13 protein-coding genes are annotated in these 15,855 nt (G+C 61.6%); 5 read left to right on the top strand and 8 right to left on the bottom strand.

Translation table 11 applies throughout. From position 1 onward, the window contains the following. Positions 1 to 69 precede the first annotated feature (69 nt). From H1S03_RS12145 to H1S03_RS12135, 3 genes are all read left to right on the top strand, one after another. The gene (locus H1S03_RS12145) at positions 70 to 594 is read left to right on the top strand and encodes a hypothetical protein (protein ID WP_185804690.1); all 525 of its coding nucleotides are present in this window, start codon (positions 70 to 72) and stop codon (positions 592 to 594) included. A gap of 45 nt (positions 595 to 639) precedes the next feature. Further along, positions 640 to 4,092 carry a transcription-repair coupling factor gene (mfd, locus tag H1S03_RS12140; protein ID WP_185804689.1) on the top strand — a complete coding sequence of 1,151 codons (3,453 nt, stop codon included), beginning with the start codon at positions 640 to 642 and terminating at the stop codon, positions 4,090 to 4,092. Positions 4,093 to 4,176: 84 nt separating this feature from the next. Beyond that, a complete protein-coding gene (locus tag H1S03_RS12135) occupies positions 4,177 to 4,413 on the top strand; it encodes a hypothetical protein (protein ID WP_185804688.1) in 237 nt (78 codons plus the stop codon). A gap of 51 nt (positions 4,414 to 4,464) precedes the next feature. Here H1S03_RS12135 and H1S03_RS12130 read toward each other — a convergent pair whose 3' ends face one another. The 4 genes from H1S03_RS12130 to H1S03_RS12115 all read right to left on the bottom strand — a co-directional run bounded on the left by H1S03_RS12130 (position 4,465) and on the right by H1S03_RS12115 (position 8,571). Beyond that, positions 4,465 to 5,106 (bottom strand): DsbA family oxidoreductase, encoded by a 642-nt coding sequence (locus H1S03_RS12130; RefSeq protein WP_185804687.1) that lies wholly within the window; start codon positions 5,104 to 5,106, stop codon positions 4,465 to 4,467. Then, positions 5,103 to 6,605 carry a class I adenylate-forming enzyme family protein gene (locus H1S03_RS12125; protein WP_185804686.1) on the bottom strand — a complete coding sequence of 501 codons (1,503 nt, stop codon included), beginning with the start codon at positions 6,603 to 6,605 and terminating at the stop codon, positions 5,103 to 5,105. The genes H1S03_RS12130 and H1S03_RS12125 overlap by 4 nt, the downstream gene beginning before the upstream one ends. Before the next feature lie 88 nt (positions 6,606 to 6,693). Next, entirely contained in the window at positions 6,694 to 7,716 is a 1,023-nt protein-coding gene (locus H1S03_RS12120; RefSeq protein WP_185804685.1) for a patatin-like phospholipase family protein, read from the bottom strand. A 69-nt stretch (positions 7,717 to 7,785) separates the two neighbouring features. Next, the gene (locus H1S03_RS12115; protein ID WP_185804684.1) at positions 7,786 to 8,571 is read right to left on the bottom strand and encodes a 3-hydroxybutyrate dehydrogenase; all 786 of its coding nucleotides are present in this window, start codon (positions 8,569 to 8,571) and stop codon (positions 7,786 to 7,788) included. Positions 8,572 to 8,970: 399 nt separating this feature from the next. On the opposite strand from H1S03_RS12115, the gene H1S03_RS12110 reads away from it, so the two are divergent. Continuing rightward, positions 8,971 to 10,704, top strand: coding sequence for an extracellular solute-binding protein (locus tag H1S03_RS12110; protein WP_249777900.1), 1,734 nt, complete (start codon positions 8,971 to 8,973; stop codon positions 10,702 to 10,704). Positions 10,705 to 10,722: 18 nt separating this feature from the next. Here H1S03_RS12110 and H1S03_RS12105 read toward each other — a convergent pair whose 3' ends face one another. Continuing rightward, positions 10,723 to 11,451 carry a DUF502 domain-containing protein gene (locus H1S03_RS12105; RefSeq protein WP_430700909.1) on the bottom strand — a complete coding sequence of 243 codons (729 nt, stop codon included), beginning with the start codon at positions 11,449 to 11,451 and terminating at the stop codon, positions 10,723 to 10,725. Positions 11,452 to 11,572: 121 nt separating this feature from the next. Here H1S03_RS12105 and H1S03_RS12100 point away from each other — a divergent pair, with 121 nt between their 5' ends. Then, the gene (locus H1S03_RS12100) at positions 11,573 to 12,580 is read left to right on the top strand and encodes an App1 family protein phosphatidate phosphatase (RefSeq protein ID WP_185804682.1); all 1,008 of its coding nucleotides are present in this window, start codon (positions 11,573 to 11,575) and stop codon (positions 12,578 to 12,580) included. An 87-nt stretch (positions 12,581 to 12,667) separates the two neighbouring features. On the opposite strand, the gene hflX is transcribed toward H1S03_RS12100, so the two are convergent. The 3 genes from hflX to H1S03_RS12085 all read right to left on the bottom strand — a co-directional run bounded on the left by hflX (position 12,668) and on the right by H1S03_RS12085 (position 15,845). Continuing rightward, complete coding sequence (hflX, locus tag H1S03_RS12095) at positions 12,668 to 13,954, bottom strand: GTPase HflX (protein ID WP_185804681.1); 1,287 nt, start codon at positions 13,952 to 13,954, stop codon at positions 12,668 to 12,670. A gap of 3 nt (positions 13,955 to 13,957) precedes the next feature. Continuing rightward, entirely contained in the window at positions 13,958 to 14,194 is a 237-nt protein-coding gene (gene hfq, locus H1S03_RS12090; protein ID WP_166191392.1) for an RNA chaperone Hfq, read from the bottom strand. Between the two features lie 139 nt (positions 14,195 to 14,333). Next, positions 14,334 to 15,845, bottom strand: a complete 1,512-nt coding sequence (locus H1S03_RS12085; protein ID WP_185804680.1) for a potassium transporter TrkG — start codon at positions 15,843 to 15,845, stop codon at positions 14,334 to 14,336. Positions 15,846 to 15,855: the final 10 nt, after the last annotated feature.

Genomic DNA, 15,855 nt, shown 5'->3' with positions numbered 1-15,855 from the left:
CGCGGGCTATGCTCCGGTTTCCCCACACGAAGGCCACGCTTCACCGGCCCCGACAGGAAAGACTGCCTCTTGCTCTCGCTCATCAGCGAATTTCTGGATTTCTCGACGTTCTTTTCGATCTGGTACTGGGTCTTCCTTGCGCTTGCGTGGTCGTCACGGACCCACTGGACGCTGGGCGCGCCGTTCGATGCTGTCGTCCGGGCGGAAAAACGCGGGGGCAGGTGGGAGGACGACCTGGATGCAATCGTGCACGCCATGGCGGCCCGTTTTGCCATGTTCATGCAGCATGGTGGGCCGTGGGTCGTGGGCATCGCGATGTTCCTGCTGGCAGGTCTGGTCACAGCCAGCGTCGTCACGCAGAACGAGATGGTGCGCGGAATCACCGCATTCGCCGTACCAATGATGATCGCGGAGTTCGGGGACATACGGCTGGCACTTCGGATCGAGCGGACGGGGCTGCGCGGCTACGATCTGCGCCGCGCCCTGGTCTGGCGGCGGTTTCTCAATCAGGTGACGGGTCTGTTCTCGCTGATCCTCGCCGCCACGCTGGCGGTGATCACGCTGGTGCAGACGCAGCAGTTGGTGCCGTGGTGATCCGCCCTCTTGCAGTACTGCGGTTCGCAGGCTAGTTCGCCTGTGATGAAGGATGGCGGACCCCTCAAGAGCGGGGCCGTGCTGGTCGGTGGCGCCCCCGAGGGCCACGACGCGCGGCTGATCGCGGATTACGTGCGACGCGAGGGTGGCCCCCTCATCCATGTCGCGCGCGACGATGTGCGTATGGCGGCGGTGCAGGCCTCACTGAAATTCGTCGCACCCAATGTGCCGGTGCTTGGCTTTCCGGCATGGGATTGCCTGCCTTACGACCGGATCTCACCGGCTGCCGAGATCTCGGCCAGGCGTATGGCGACGCTGGCCACGCTGGCGGACGGGTTCACCCGACCTGCCATTATCGTAACCACGCTGAATGCCGCAACGCAGCGGGTGCCCGCACGTTCGCTGGTCGCGGATGCCTCGTTCACCGCGACGACCGGATCGCGACTGGATGAGGCGAAGCTGCGCGCCTGGCTGGTGCGCATGGGCTTTTCGCAAGCCTCTACGGTGACGGAGCCGGGAGACTACGCCATTCGCGGCGGCCTGATCGACATCTATCCGCCGGGTCCGATGGGGCCGGTGCGGCTGGATCTGTTCGGGGACGTGCTCGATTCCGTGCGCCGGTTCCGCGCTGACACCCAGCGCACGACGGAAACGATCGACCGGATCGAGCTTGCGCCGGTGTCCGAGGTTGTCCTCGACACGCCTGCAATTGAGCGGTTCCGCAAGAGCTATCGTGAGACATTCGGCCAGCCTGGGCCGGAGGATGCGCTCTATGAAAGCGTCAGCGCCGGGCGAAAGCATCAGGGCTATGAACATTGGGCGCCGCTGTTTCATGAGACGATGCAGACCCTGTTCGACTATCTGCCCGATGCACCCGTCACGCTGGACGATCAGGTCGATGCCGCCCGCAGCGCGCGCTGGGACACCATCGAGGATCATTACCGCGCCCGACGCGAGGTGTTGGGGGAGAAGAAGGGCCGGCGTGATGCCGCCTACAAGCCCCTGCCGCCCAAGGCGCTGTACCTGGACGATGCCGACTGGGACGCGGCGATGCATGCGCGCGCGGTGCGCAAATTCTCCCCCAATCCCACCCCCTCCGGCCCCGGCGTCATCGACGCGGGCGCGCGCACCGGGCGCAGCTTCGCGCCGGAGCGTCAGGCCGAAAACCTCAGCCTGTTCGGCGCCTTGGCCAAGCATGTGGCCGAGCGGCGCAAATCCTCGGGCGTGGTCATCGCGTCCTATTCCGTCGGCGCGCGTGAGCGGATGGGCACGCTGCTGGCCGATTCCGGGATCGGGGACGCCACCTTTATCGACCGGCTGACCGATGCGGGCGGCAAGGGCAGCCTGAGCCTGGCCGTCTGGGGGCTGGATTCCGGGTTCGAGGCACCGGACCTGACCGTCATAGCCGAGCAGGACGTGCTGGGCGACCGTTTGGTCCGCCGGGGCAGGCGCAAGCGGCGGGCCGAGAATTTCCTGACCGAGGCGACATCCCTGACCCCCGGCGATCTGGTGGTGCATGTCGAACACGGCGTGGGCCGCTATCACGGGTTGGAGACGATCACCGTCACCGGCGCGCCGCACGAATGCTTGGCGCTGGAATATGCCGACAACGCGCGCCTGTATCTACCTGTCGAAAATATCGAGCTGCTGACCAGATTTGGCCATGAGGAAGGCCTGCTCGACAAGCTGGGCGGCGGCGCATGGCAGGCCAAGAAGGCCCGGTTGAAGGAGCGGATCAAGCTCGCCGCCGAACGCCTGATCGCTGTGGCCGCCGAACGCGCGCTGCGCACCGCGCCGGTCCTTACGCCGCCGGATGGGTTGTGGGACGAGTTTTGCGCCCGCTTCCCCTATCAGGAAACCGACGATCAGCTGTCCGCCATCGACGACGTGCTGGACGATATGTCCTCGGGCAAGCCGATGGACCGTTTGATCTGCGGCGATGTCGGCTTCGGCAAGACGGAGGTCGCGCTGCGCGCCGCTTTTGTCGCCGCCATGTCCGGCACGCAGGTCGCGGTGATCGCGCCGACGACCCTGCTTGCCCGCCAGCACTACAAGGCATTTGCCGAGCGGTTTCGCGGCCTGCCGGTCAAGGTTCGCCAGATGTCGCGCTTCGTCTCAACCAAGGAGATGGCCGCGACGCGCGACGGTCTGGCCCGGAATGAGATCGAGATTGTCGTCGGCACACATGCCGTGCTGGCCAAGAACATGAAGTTCGCCAATCTGGGCCTGCTGATCATTGATGAGGAGCAGCATTTCGGCGTGCAGCACAAGGAACGGCTCAAGGAACTGCGCTCCGACATTCACGTCCTGACCATGACCGCCACGCCGATCCCGCGCACCTTGCAGCTCAGCCTGTCGGGGGTGCGTGAGCTGAGCATCATCGGCACGCCGCCGGTCGATCGTCTGGCGATCCGCACCTATATCTCCGACTTCGACGCGCTGACCGTGCGCGAGGCGTTGCTGCGTGAGAAATATCGCGGCGGGCAGGCGTTCTACGTGGTGCCCCGCGTCACTGATCTGAAGGAGATCGAAGATTTCCTGCGTGAGGAGGTGCCGGAGGTATCCTTCATCACCGCGCACGGGCAGCTTGCCGCGGGCGATCTGGATGACCGGATGAATGCGTTTTACGACGGGCAATACGACGTGCTGCTGGCCACGACCATTGTGGAATCCGGCATCGACATCCCGGCGGCGAACACGTTGATCGTGCACCGGGCCGATATGTTCGGCCTATCGCAACTCTACCAGATCCGGGGCCGCGTCGGGCGCTCGAAAATCCGTGCCTACGCATACCTGACCACCAAGAAGCGCAAGAAGCTGACCCCCGCCGCGCAAAAGCGCCTGCGTGTGCTCGGGTCACTCGACAGTCTGGGGGCGGGTTTCGCGCTGGCCTCACAGGATCTGGACATTCGCGGAGCGGGCAACCTGCTGGGTGAGGAACAGTCGGGGCAGATCAGGGAAGTCGGCTACGCTCTGTACCAGGACATGCTGGAGGAGGCGATCAACAAGCTGCGCTCCGGCAAGGGGGAGGGGCTGACCCCCGACGGCCAGTGGTCGCCTCAGATCAATCTGGGCGTGCCCGTGCTGATCCCCGAGGCTTACGTGCCCGACCTCGATGTACGGCTCGGCCTTTACCGCCGCCTGTCGTCGCTGGATCGCAAGGTGGAACTGGAAGGTTTCGCCGCCGAACTGATCGACCGTTTCGGCACGCTGCCGCCCGAGGTGGACACCTTGCTGAAGGTCGTGCGGATCAAGGCGATGTGCCGCAAGGCCAATATCGGCCGGCTCGACAGCGGCCCCAAGGGCGCGACCGTGCAGTTCCATGAAAACCGCTACGCCAGACCCGAGGGGTTGATCCAGTTCATTCAGGATCAGAACGGCCGGGCCAAGATCAAGGACAACAAGGTCGTCGTCGCTCGCAACTGGCCGGACGAGGCAACGCGCATCAACGGCTCGTTCGCGATTGCCCGCGATCTGGCACGGCTGGCAAAAAAATAATTCCGGTAAATCCGTGGGAACCAATTCCGCCTCGTGGTGTTGGTCGGGCACGCAACACACGAATTTAACGGACGGAGCAATATCATGAAAGTCGCGATCGGAATTATCGTCGCCGTACTTGTTGTACTGGGCTTGTTCTTCTTCTTTGATATGGATCAGACTCAGGATGGTGAGCTTCCCAACGTCGAAGTAACGGGCGGCGAAATGCCTGAATACGACGTCGAGGCGGGCGATGTCGATGTTGGCACGACTGAGCGGACTGTCACCGTTCCTACCGTCGACATCGAGTCGCCTGAGGAAGAAGCCGTCGAAGGTCAGTGATAGGTTTTATCCTATAGATGGAGGGCGTCCCTTGCGGGCGCCCTTTTTCGTTTATCCGCCCATCTGGGCGGCGGCGGCAGTCAGATCCGCAATGATCTTCTCCCACGTGGCGGTGTCCTGCGCGCCCTGAACCACATATGTGCCGCCGATCAGGAATGTCGGTACACCGCTGACGCCCATTTCGCGCGCCTCACGATCCTCACGCAGGACCTCCTCACGGTCCGCGTCGCCCTCAAGCAAGCGTCCCACGACGTCGCCATCCATGCCAACCTGACGCGCCGCGTCCACCAATACGGCGTGATCGGAAATGTCCTCGCCCAATTTGAAGTACCGCTCAAACAGAGCAGAAACCAGATCGCCCTGATGGTCCGACGTCTTGGCCCAACGGATCACCCGGTGCGCGTCCACCGTACTAGGCGTGCGTTTCATCCGGCTGAAATCGACCTCCAGCCCGGCATTCGTGGCTGCCTTCTCGATCTGTGCATAGACATCCGTCGCACGATCCTTGCCGAACTTGCTTTCCAGATAGGTGCGGCGATCCATGCCTTCGGGCGGCATGTCGGGGTTCAACTGGAATGGTCGCCATGCGATGTCGAAGGGGTTTCCGGCGCTGGCCAGCGCCTTTTCCAGCTTGGATTTCCCGATATAGCACCAGGGCCAGATCGGATCTGAGATGATTTCGAGACGGGTCATGAACGCTCCTCGGCGATGTAGAGGTCGGGCAGGGCGGATCTCTTGACCTTGCCCGTGGGGCCGCGCGGCAGGTCGGGAATAGGCTGGATATGTTTCGGCATCTTGTACGTTGCAAGTGATCCGGCCAATTCGGCCATCACCTCTGCCGGGTTGGCGTCCCCGGTATAGAAGGCCGCAATGATCCGCACCCCCGGCTTGGGAGAGACTTCGCAAACGCCGACCTCACGCACGCCGGTGCAGGTGAGCATTGCGGCCTCCACCTCCAACGGTGAGACACGATAGCCGTTCGCCGTCATCAGATCGTCGAGCCGACCCAGATACCGCACAGCGCCGGACTCCTCCATCACCACTTGATCGCCGGTGCGAAACCATTCTGGCAGAGGCTCCCCGTTCAGATAGCCCAGCATCAGGCCGGGTTCACTGCGATGCACCGACAATTCCCCCGGCGTGCCGCGCGGCACGGGCTGATCCGCACCCAAAACCGCGACCTGCCGGCCGTCCTGCACCCAACCTATCGTGCCCACCGGCGCGGGGTGAGAGGGAGAGGACGAGATAAAGGTCGAGATCTCCGACATTCCGAACGCCTCGTGAAGCTCCGTCCCCGTGCGGTCCCGCCACTCCGCTCGCAGGGACGCGGGCAATGTCTCACCGGCGCACAGGGCATGACGCAGGCCCTGAAAGGCTGACTTCAGATCGGCATCCGATTTCAGAATGCGACGGAAGATGCCCGGAACGGCGGCAAAGAGTGTGGGCCGGTGTGCGGCGATCAGCGCGCGATGCGTGTCCGAACCGGCCTCTCCGACATGGATCAGGGCCTGTGCACCGGCTGCCCACGGATCCGTCAATCCGGTGCCGAGGGTAAATGTCCAGTTGAATGCGCCGGCGTGCAGCACCCTGTCCATGGCCTCCAACTCATACCAACCGGGCCACATCATCCGCCGGGCATGTGCCGCACGATGTGCATGAACCACAGCCTTCGCCGTGCCGGAGGAGCCGGAGGTAAACACGATATAGGCGGGATCGTCCGCTGCCGTATCGAACAGGGGGGCGGGCGCGTGATCGCGCAATGCCGCCAGATCCTCCACCACCACCGCATCCGTCTGCGGCAGGTCCAGTGCGGGATCGCGAACGATCATGTCGGGGCGGGTCAGGGCGAGCAGAGGCCCCAGTTCCTTCACGCCAAGCTGCGAGGAGATCGCGATCGGAACCGCTCCCAACCGCTGCGCCCCGAAGAAGACCAGCGGGAAATCCATCGTATTGCCCAGCCGCAGCCCGACCCGCTGCCCCGGTTGCAACCCCTGTGCGGCCAGCCCTCCCGCAACGGCGGCGATGGTCGCATCGAGTTGCGCGAAGCTCCACCGTTCCAGCACCTCAACGGGGGAACCGATCACCTCCAGTGCGGTGCGCTGCGGGGTGGAGCGACCTGCCTGCATGACGTATTCAGCCATGTTGAACCGGTCGGGGCAGGGGGGCGGGGTGTCTTGGTGGATCGAGAGCATGTCACCTCATCCCATGTCACGCCCGGCCCGTCCATCGCCTTTCGTGCCAAGCCCCGGCGATGGCACGGCACGCCTACGGCTCACCCGATCATTCGAACATGGCGCGCAGATCGACACTGGACCGTTCGCCCAGATTACCCCAGTTTTCCTGAAGGAACGTATCCGCAGCGGCATAACCCTTGTCGTGCAGATTTTGCAGCACACGCATACTGGGTTGCAGCTTCGACGCGATGCCCATGTCGGACATGGTGTCGTCATCGCGGATCGAATGGATCAGAAGGTCCTTGTACCGCGTTCCTGTCAGGGTTCCGCCCTCGATCAACCTCTTGATCAACTCGATATTGCGCAGTTCCCGCAGCAACGAGGAATTGAACGAGATCTCGTTGATCCGGTTCAGAATGTCGGAGGCCCGCACCGGCACCTCCTCTCGCTCGATCGGGTTGATATGAACGATGACGATATCGCGCGAATTCGTCTCGTAAAACAGCGGGAACAGCGCCGGATTGCCAGTATAACCGCCGTCCCAATAGGCCTCACCGTCGATTTCGATCGCCTGAAACAACGTTGGCAGACAGGCGGAGGCGAGGATGGCATCGGTCGTGATCTCCTCCCTCTCAAACACCTTGATCTTGCCGCTGCGCACATTCGTGGCGCAGATGAACAGCTTGGGCCCCACCGGTTCATCCATCGTGGCGAAGTCCAGATCCCCTATCAGATCGCGCAAGGGGTGGTAGTTCAGTGGGTTGAAATCATACGGGGAAAAGATCCGGGTCATCGTCTCACCGGCGAAATATCCGGGCCCGGATTCGAATGCGGTCAACGCCATACCCAGAGCCGGGTTCACGACCTGCAACCACTTGTTTATGGGGTGGGAGGACGGGCTGCGCTTCGCAACCGCATTCCAGAACGTCGACAGATGCTTGCGCGCGCCATCGCGTCCATCCTCGACCCAGCCGCATTTCAGCGCGGCCGCGTTCATCGCACCGGCGGAGGTGGCGGTGATGCCCTCGATCTCCAACCGCTCTTCTTCGAGCAGGCGGTCCAGAACGCCCCATGTCAGCGCGCCGTGTGCCCCGCCACCCTGCAAGGCCATGTTGATTGTCTTGACCATCGCGGCCCGCTTTCTTCTGTCTTCAAATATCCCCGCCGGAGGCCGCTGCCCCCGGCGATGCCTCAGCGATCAGAGCGCAGTCCAGCCACCATCGACGCTGATCGTGGTGCCGGTGATCTGCTCCGCCGCGTCCGAGCACAGGAACGCGACCGTCCCGCCGATCTGGCCGACGGTGGCGAACTCCTTGGACGGCTGGCGGTCCAGCAGGACCTCCTTGATCGCGGTATCGCGGTCCATGCCGTATTTCTCCATTGTCTCGGGGATTTGCTTTTCGACCAGCGGCGTCATGACATAGCCGGGACAAATGGCATTCGCGGTGATCGGCTCCTGCGCGGTTTCCAGCGCCGTCACCTTGGTCAAGCCGACGACACCGTGCTTTGCCGCCACATATGCAGACTTGTAGGGCGAAGCGGTCAGACCGTGCGCGGATGCGATATTGACCACGCGGCCCCATCCCTGCTTGCGCATCAATGGCAATGCAGTCGCGGTCGTGTGGAACGAGCTGGACAGGTTGATGGCAATGATCGCATCCCATTTTGCCACGGGAAATTCGTCGATGCCCGCGACGTGCTGAATGCCGGCATTGTTGATCAGGATGTCCACATGACCGAAATGCTCGGCGGCTTTCTCAACCAGATTGCGGCAGGCTTCACCATCCGACATATCGGCGGAAATGTAGATCACGTCGGTGCCGTGCTCCGCACCGATCCTCTCGGCCAGGGCGTGATCTTCTTCACTGTCGGTAAAGGAGTTGAGGACAACACGCGCGCCCAGACGGGCCAGTTCCTCCGCTATGCCCAATCCAATGCCGGAATTGGAGCCGGTGACGATAGCGACTTTGTCTTTGACGGACATGGGCTGGTTCCTCTGAAATGAATGCTGGTTCTTTATGTATATGCTGCAAACGCGAAGACCACCTTGCGACGGTAATTTTGCGCTTGGGACTGCGGGCACGCCCGCTGCCAAATCGAACGCGAATGTGGGAATAAGCTGTCCCGGACCGCCGGACCAAAAAAAACCCCCTCGCAAGCGAGGGGGCAAGTGTTGAGGCAGGTTTCATACAGGCAAGAAACCTATCGAGCAGTGCCCTTAATATAGGGATCCCGATCGCCCGTGACAAAGATAATTTTTTGTGGGGTGGTATCTGGCCGGGTAGGATGATCTGAATTAACCCATAAGAAACAGGTAAATGGTGCAGATATGTCACGTTTAAGTTCAGTTGTCGCAGGGGTCCTTTTGACCGCGAGCACAGCCATGGCCGAGCCTCAACACGGCATCGCTATGTACGGTGAGCCTGCTTTGCCACCAGATTTTGCGCATTTGCCCTATGTGAACCCCGAAGCACCGCATGGCGGAATCATCGTCGAGGGGGCCAGGGGATCCTTCGACAGCCTCAACCCCTTCATTCAGAAAGGCAGCGCGCCTTATGGGGCCCGCGCCCACGTGGCGGAATCGCTTTTGGGTAGAAGTTATGATGAACCGTTCACCCTGTACGGGTTGCTGGCCGAATCGGTTGAGGTAGCGGAGGACCGCACATGGGTCGAATTCCACCTCAATCCCGCAGCCCGATTCTCGGACGGAACGCCGGTCACGGTCGAGGATGTCCTGTGGTCGTTCGAGGTCATGGGCGAGCAGGGGCATGCCCGCTACCGCGCGGCCTGGGACGGCGTGGTTAGCTCCGAACAAACCGGCGAACGCTCCGTCCGGTTCAACCTGACCGGGGAAAGCCGCGAGCTGCCCCTGATCCTGGGCCTGCGTCCCGTGCTGAAGAAGGCGGATTGGGATGGGTTGGATTTCACCGAAAGCTCCCTGCGTCCGTTCATCGGGTCCGGTCCCTACACGATCGGCGAATTCGACACCGGCCGCTTCATCCAGTTTGACCGGGACCCCGATTATTGGGGCGCCGATCTGGGGTTTAACGTGGGGCGCCATAATCTGGACGCGATCCGCTATGAGTTCTTCGGCGATGAGGAGGCCGTCTGGCAGGCATTCACCTCTGGCGAAACCTCGTATTATGTCGAATATGATGAGGCGAAGTGGGTCGAACAATACGATTTCCCGGCGGTGGAGCGGGGCGAGATCGTGCAATCCGAGGTCACCCACGAACGCCCCGCAGGCATGTCCGGTCTGGTCTTCAACACCCGGTCGCCTTTCTTTTCGGACATCCGCGTGCGCGATGCCTTGCTGCACGCGTTCAATTTCGAGTTCATCAACCAGCGTCTGAACGCGGGTGTGCCGGGGCGTATCCAAAGCTATTTCGACAATTCCCTTCTGGGGTTCGAGGGGGAGGCCGGCCCGCGCGAAGTCGCGCTTCTGACGCCGTTCCTCGACGACTTGCCCCCGGATGTGCTGAGCGATTACAGCCTGCCCGTGGGGACAGACGATCTGCGCAACCGGCGCAATCTGCGGACCGCGCAAAACTTGCTTGAGCAGGCCGGCTGGATGCTGCAGGACGGCATTCTGCGCAATGCGGAGGGTCAGCCCTTCGTGTTTGAGATGCTGCTATCCTCCTCCGCCAACGAGGCTGTTACCGGCATCTTTGCCGAGGCTTTGCAGCGTCTGGGCATCACGATGGAACTGTCGCTGGTGGATTCCGCACAATATACAGAGCGACTGAACACCTACGACTATGACATGATCGCGCATACTTGGGGTCTGTCCCTGTCGCCGGGAACCGAGCAGTTCAATTACTGGGGCTCGGATGGACTGCGCGAGGAGGGCACGCGGAACTATGCCGGAATCGACAGCCCAGCCGTGGACGCGATGATCGACGCGATCCTGGCATCCGACGGGCGTGAGGATTTCGTATCCGCAGTGCGGGCGCTCGACCGGGTGCTGACAACGGGGCGCTACGCGATCCCGTTCTGGTATTCGCCGCTGGTGCGCGTCGCCCACAAGGCGGAGCTGCACTATCCTGCGGACAACCTGCCGATCTATGGCTACTGGATCGGCTTCATGCCGGATGTCTGGTGGTCCGAGGCGGAGTGACGCCCGACGATATTCCGGTCAGGCCATCCGCCTGGCCGGTTCACCCCTGCGATTGGCGACCCGCACGCCAGCTGCCTTTTCCGCTGCGGTAGGTGGCGTGACCAACCCGGCGGAGATGATCAGCTTCGCCGCATCCTCGACATCCATATCCAACACCACCATTTCCTTGCGGGGCACGAACAACAGGAAACCGCTGGTCGGATTCGGTGTGGTGGGCAGAAAGACCGAGATCAACGCTTCGTCGGGCAGGCGTTCCATGACCTCGCCCTTGGTCTCGGTCGAGACGAAGGCCACGGCCCAGATCCCCTTGCGCGGATATTCGATCAGACAGGCTTGCTTGAATGAGTTGCCAGACTGGCTCAGGATCGTCTCCGCGATTTGCTTGATACCATTGTAGATGCCGCCGACGACGGGCATCCGCTCCACCAGATTTTCCCCCCAACGCAGCACGGATCGCCCGACCAGCCCCTTGGTCAGATAGCCGATGACTGCGGTGAACAGCAAAAAGATGATGACACCGAAACCCGGCACGTCGTTGCCCAGATACGTCGCGGGGTTGTACATCCCCGGCACCAGCGGCACGACCTTCGCGTCGATGAAAGTGATGACCGTCCAGATCAGCCAGATCGTCAAGGCCATCGGCGCCACGACCACCAGACCGGTCAGGAAGTTGCCGCGCCAGCGTTGAGCGAAGCTGGGACGGGGCCGTGTACGGCGACGGGGGCGGGGCGCTCTTGCCATCTTCATGAACCAGTTCTGGAATGTTGCATTGCAATCTAGGACAGTATCGCCGCCAAAGTAAGAGCAATGCTGGAAAACACACCATCACTGTGATGACGAAATAATCCGAAACGAACGGAGGCGAAATTTGAAACGCGCGCTGCACCGTCTGGCCATCTGGGCGGAAAAGATCACACATCCCCTTACGTCCACATCGCAAAAACCGCCGGTGATCGAGCCTTACCTTGGCTTCGCCACCTCGACGGGGGTCGTGGTGCGCGGACGGGTTCTGACGGGGCTGCGGCGCACGACGCCTGATCCCCGGCACGGACGGTTCACCAATTTTCGCCAGATGGTCGGATTGTTCCTGACCGATGAGGTCGCGGGCGTCCGGGTGCGTGCCATTTCCGAGGATCGCAGCGTCCGCACGGATGAGGAGGGGTACTTCCGCCTCGATCTGCCACGCGCTGCGTTGAAGCCGGGATGGCATACCATCGCGCTCGACATTCCGGGGCAAGCGGACAGCGCGGTGATGGCGGACACGATGTTTACCGATCCTGATGCCCGTTACGGAGTGATCTCCGATATCGACGACACCCTGATGCAAACCGGAGCCTATTCCGTGCTGCGCAATCTGTGGACCTCACTGACCGGATCGGCGCTGACAAGGCAGGTCTTTACTGATGCGGTCGATCTGATCGACCGTCTGCACGATGGACGCAATCCGGTTTACTACGTCTCGTCCAGCCCATGGAACCTGCACGCGTTTCTGGACAATGTGCTGTTCACACGGGCAGGGCTGGTGCGCGGACCGCTTTTTCTGCGTGATCTGGGTATCTCACCCACGCAATTCGTCAGCAGCACACATGGCGAACATAAGGGCGCGCAGATCGACATCCTGTTCGAGGCGCACCCGCATCTGCGCTTCGTTCTAATCGGAGACAGCGGTCAGCACGATGCCGAAGTCTACCGCGACGCGGCGAGCAGATGGCCGGGCCGCATCGCTCAGGTTGTTCTGCGCAAGGCGAACCCGCGCCCCGACGCCGCCGTCGATCTGGCACTGGAGGATTTGCGCGCGATGGGAATACCCGTCTGGACAGGTGAGGATTACACCACCGTCGAACTCTCAAATATGCAAGGCGCGTCGAAGGCCTGAATGGTGTGCCTGATCGCGTCAGATGAGGCGCGCGTATGGGAAAGTGCAAATCGCATGAATTATACGCATAATTTGAATTATGTTAAATTAACCCGTTCGCTCAAGTGCAGCCCTGTGCAATTTGAAGAACTGCTCTTTCTGCTTATGCGTCCACTCAACACTAAGATGATTTCGCAAATCCTTGATATCGCTGGATATGACGAGCTTTCGAGCATACAGCCACGCCGTTGCCTCACCCGCGCTTATCGGCAGGTTGAGCGTCTCATGCAGGATCGGATCGCGAACGGTTTCGTCGATCAGTTCACACAGCTTATCCAGATTCCGACCCGTGGTTGCGGAGATCACAAGATGTCGGGCATGACGCCCGGCCACACGCTCGGCCGCAGAAACAGCCTCATCGTCCAGCAGATCGACCTTGTTCCACAGCTCGATCATATCGTCGCGTTGTGCCTGTGAAACGCCGAGGCTCTCCAGAATGTCGCGAACGTCCTGCGCCTGCGCCTCACTCTCGGGATGAGAGATGTCGCGAACGTGCAGGATCAGATCGGCATCCAGCACTTCCTCCAGCGTGGCGCGAAACGCCGCGACCAATTGCGGCGGCAAATCCGAGATGAACCCCACGGTGTCCGACAGGATAATCTGCTGGCCCGACGGCAACTCGATGGAGCGCATGGTCGGGTCCAGCGTCGCGAACAGCATGTCCTTTGCCATCACGTCCGCGCCACTCAACGTATTAAAGAGCGTGGATTTTCCGGCATTGGTATATCCGACCAAAGCGACGATGGGATACGGAACCTTGGCGCGTGCCTTGCGGTGCAGACCTCGGGTTTTGACCACCTTCTCCAGCGCGCGCCGGATCTGGTTGATGCGTTCGTCCAGGGCCCGGCGATCCGCCTCGATCTGGGTTTCACCCGGTCCGCCAACAAAGCCCAGGCCACCGCGCTGACGCTCAAGGTGGGTCCAGGATCGCACAAGCCGCGTGCGTTGATAACCGAGCGCGGCCAGATCGACCTGCAAGACACCCTCACGGGTTTGCGCCCGATCCGCGAAGATTTCGAGGATCAGGCCAGTGCGGTCCAACAGCTTGCACTTGAACGCCTTTTCAAGATTGCGCTGCTGCACGGGCGTCACAGGTCCGTCGATCACGACCAACTCGATCTCCTCCGCCGCGATCCACTGGGCCAGCTCCTCCGTCTTGCCCGAACCGAACAGGAAACCGGCGCGTGGTTTGGGCACCGGAACGACCTTGCCCTCGACCACTTCGAGGCCAGCAAGTGCGTTGGCAAGCGATACGGCCTCGGCCAGCGCGTTTTCCGGCGCACGACGTTCGGCCCCCTTACGCAGGTCGGGGTGCAGTACAGCGGTACGTGTCATGGATCAGTCGGTTTCCGGCTCATAAAGGTTGACCGGCTGCGAGGGCATGATGGTCGAGATAGCATGTTTATAGACCAGTTGGCTCTGCCCATCACGGCGCAGCAAGACGCAGAAATTGTCGAACCAGGTGATGACGCCCTGCAACTTCACACCATTGACGAGGAAGATCGTCACCGGGATTTTTGACTTGCGTACATTGTTGAGGAAGGCATCTTGCAGGTTCTGCTTGTCATTGGCCATGGTCACACACTCCAAGTTGGCCGGGAAATTACGATATCCCGGCAGTTCGTTTTTTGTTTCACCTGTGGATATTGGTCCGCTTCGGGATCGTTTTCCAGTGCCGCAGCGAAATAATCACCAGACATTGCTTATCTGCGGCTTATTTGCGCCAGAAATTCGGATTGAACAACGCAACGAGTGCCAGCGTTTCCAGCCGCCCGATCACCATCGCGGCGGTCAGGGTCATGTGCACGGCCGGCCCGAAATCGGCATAACGTCGCGGGGTCTCATGCAGCACGAGGTAACCCGGGCCGGTATTGGTCAGCGCCGCGATTCCGGCGCGCAGGGCTTCCTCGAACGGCAGGCCCAGACCGGTCAGAACCAGCAGGATCACCGACAGCGCCATCAAAAACAGCATCAGGAAAATCCAGGCGATGAACGCACCTTGTGTCCGAATGCGGCGGGCGGTCTGACCGGAACCACCCACGGAATGCGGCAGGGAAAGGCGGCGAAGCTCACGCGTGCCATGCTTGTACAGCGCGTAGATGCGCAGCAGCTTTACGCCGCCGGTCGTGGTCGCCACGCCGCCGCCCAGCATCGCCAAACCCATCAGCAACAGGCCCGGGGTCGGCAATCCCGACCAGCCCTGCGCATCGTCCCAATAGGCGCTTTCGAGGCCAAAGGTCGTCACGAAGGACAAAACCGTAAAGAACGCCCCCCACAGGGCATGCAGCGCGAGGGTAAAGCCGCCCTGCCCTCCGTCCAGTTCCAGCGCGCCGATCCAGTGTCGCAAAAACAATGCGCCGGGCAGGCCGACACAGATCACGACGAGGAGCCGCAATTCGGGATCCTTGCCGATCAGACGCATGTCGCGCCTTCTTTGCGGATCGTACACCATCGCCGTCGCACTGAGAATGAGGAAAACCGCAACGACCACCTCGGACAACAGACCACCGCCCGCAGCCGACAGGCTGGTCGTCGGCAGAATGCCAGAGGTTGAGACAGTCGCCATCGCGGTAATCACGGCAGTGACCAAGGGTTGCCCGGTCAACAACAGCAGCGCGACCAGCGCCGCGGTCAACGAAATGTAGACAGGCAAGATAACCTCGGCACACCGGATCAGGCGGGACGATGCCTCCGCCGCGGCGATTGGGGTTCCGCTGCCGTGACGGGTGCCCAGCACGACGGATCTGATCTCGAACCCGCCGATATTCATCGGTGCCATGATGCCCATGGCCGCTAGCAGGATCAGAAATCCGCCGGACCACGCGACCAGCGCGCGATAGAAATGCACGGTCAGGCTGATCTTTTCAGGCAGATCGAACACCGTCGCCCCGGTCGTTGTAAGCGCCGAAACCATCTCGAAATAGCCGACCACCGGCGTCAGTGTCGGAACGACGGCGATCAGCGGCACCGACAGCCAGACCGGCAACAGGATATAGGTGCCCATCAGCGTCAGCAGGTGCGAGCGGGCCGTTATTCGGGGCCTGCGGTTCATCAGCGCCAATGCGAACAGGGTCGCCATCAGCATGGTCATCACGAAGCTGTAGAAGAATGGACGTGCGACATCATGGTTGTCGCGCAGATAGGCAAACAGGCTGGACGCCAGCATCAGGATTCCCGACGCGCCGAGGAAGTAGACAAACAGGGGCAGCCGCCGCCATGGCATCATGGGCCAGTCA

Source organism: Pontivivens nitratireducens (assembly GCF_014235845.1).
GTDB classification, from domain to species: domain Bacteria; phylum Pseudomonadota; class Alphaproteobacteria; order Rhodobacterales; family Rhodobacteraceae; genus Pontivivens; species Pontivivens nitratireducens.
Note: the sequence above shows the minus strand (reverse complement) of the source record. Positions and strands in the feature narration are given on the sequence as shown.

Bases quoted from the DNA above. Each gene is read 5' to 3' on its own strand.
- H1S03_RS12135 (WP_185804688.1), top strand. From the start codon at position 4,177: ATGAAAGTCGCGATCGGAATTATCGTCGCCGTACTTGTTGTACTGGGC.
- H1S03_RS12115 (WP_185804684.1), bottom strand. From the start codon at position 8,571: ATGTCCGTCAAAGACAAAGTCGCTATCGTCACCGGCTCCAATTCCGGC.
- H1S03_RS12130 (WP_185804687.1), bottom strand. From the start codon at position 5,106: ATGACCCGTCTCGAAATCATCTCAGATCCGATCTGGCCCTGGTGCTAT.
- H1S03_RS12105 (WP_430700909.1), bottom strand. From the start codon at position 11,451: ATGAAGATGGCAAGAGCGCCCCGCCCCCGTCGCCGTACACGGCCCCGT.
- hflX (WP_185804681.1), bottom strand. From the start codon at position 13,954: ATGACACGTACCGCTGTACTGCACCCCGACCTGCGTAAGGGGGCCGAA.
- hfq (WP_166191392.1), bottom strand. From the start codon at position 14,194: ATGGCCAATGACAAGCAGAACCTGCAAGATGCCTTCCTCAACAATGTA.
- mfd (WP_185804689.1), top strand. From the start codon at position 640: ATGAAGGATGGCGGACCCCTCAAGAGCGGGGCCGTGCTGGTCGGTGGC.
- H1S03_RS12120 (WP_185804685.1), bottom strand. From the start codon at position 7,716: ATGGTCAAGACAATCAACATGGCCTTGCAGGGTGGCGGGGCACACGGC.
- H1S03_RS12110 (WP_249777900.1), top strand. From the start codon at position 8,971: ATGGCCGAGCCTCAACACGGCATCGCTATGTACGGTGAGCCTGCTTTG.
- H1S03_RS12085 (WP_185804680.1), bottom strand. From the start codon at position 15,845: ATGATGCCATGGCGGCGGCTGCCCCTGTTTGTCTACTTCCTCGGCGCG.
- H1S03_RS12125 (WP_185804686.1), bottom strand. From the start codon at position 6,605: ATGCTCTCGATCCACCAAGACACCCCGCCCCCCTGCCCCGACCGGTTC.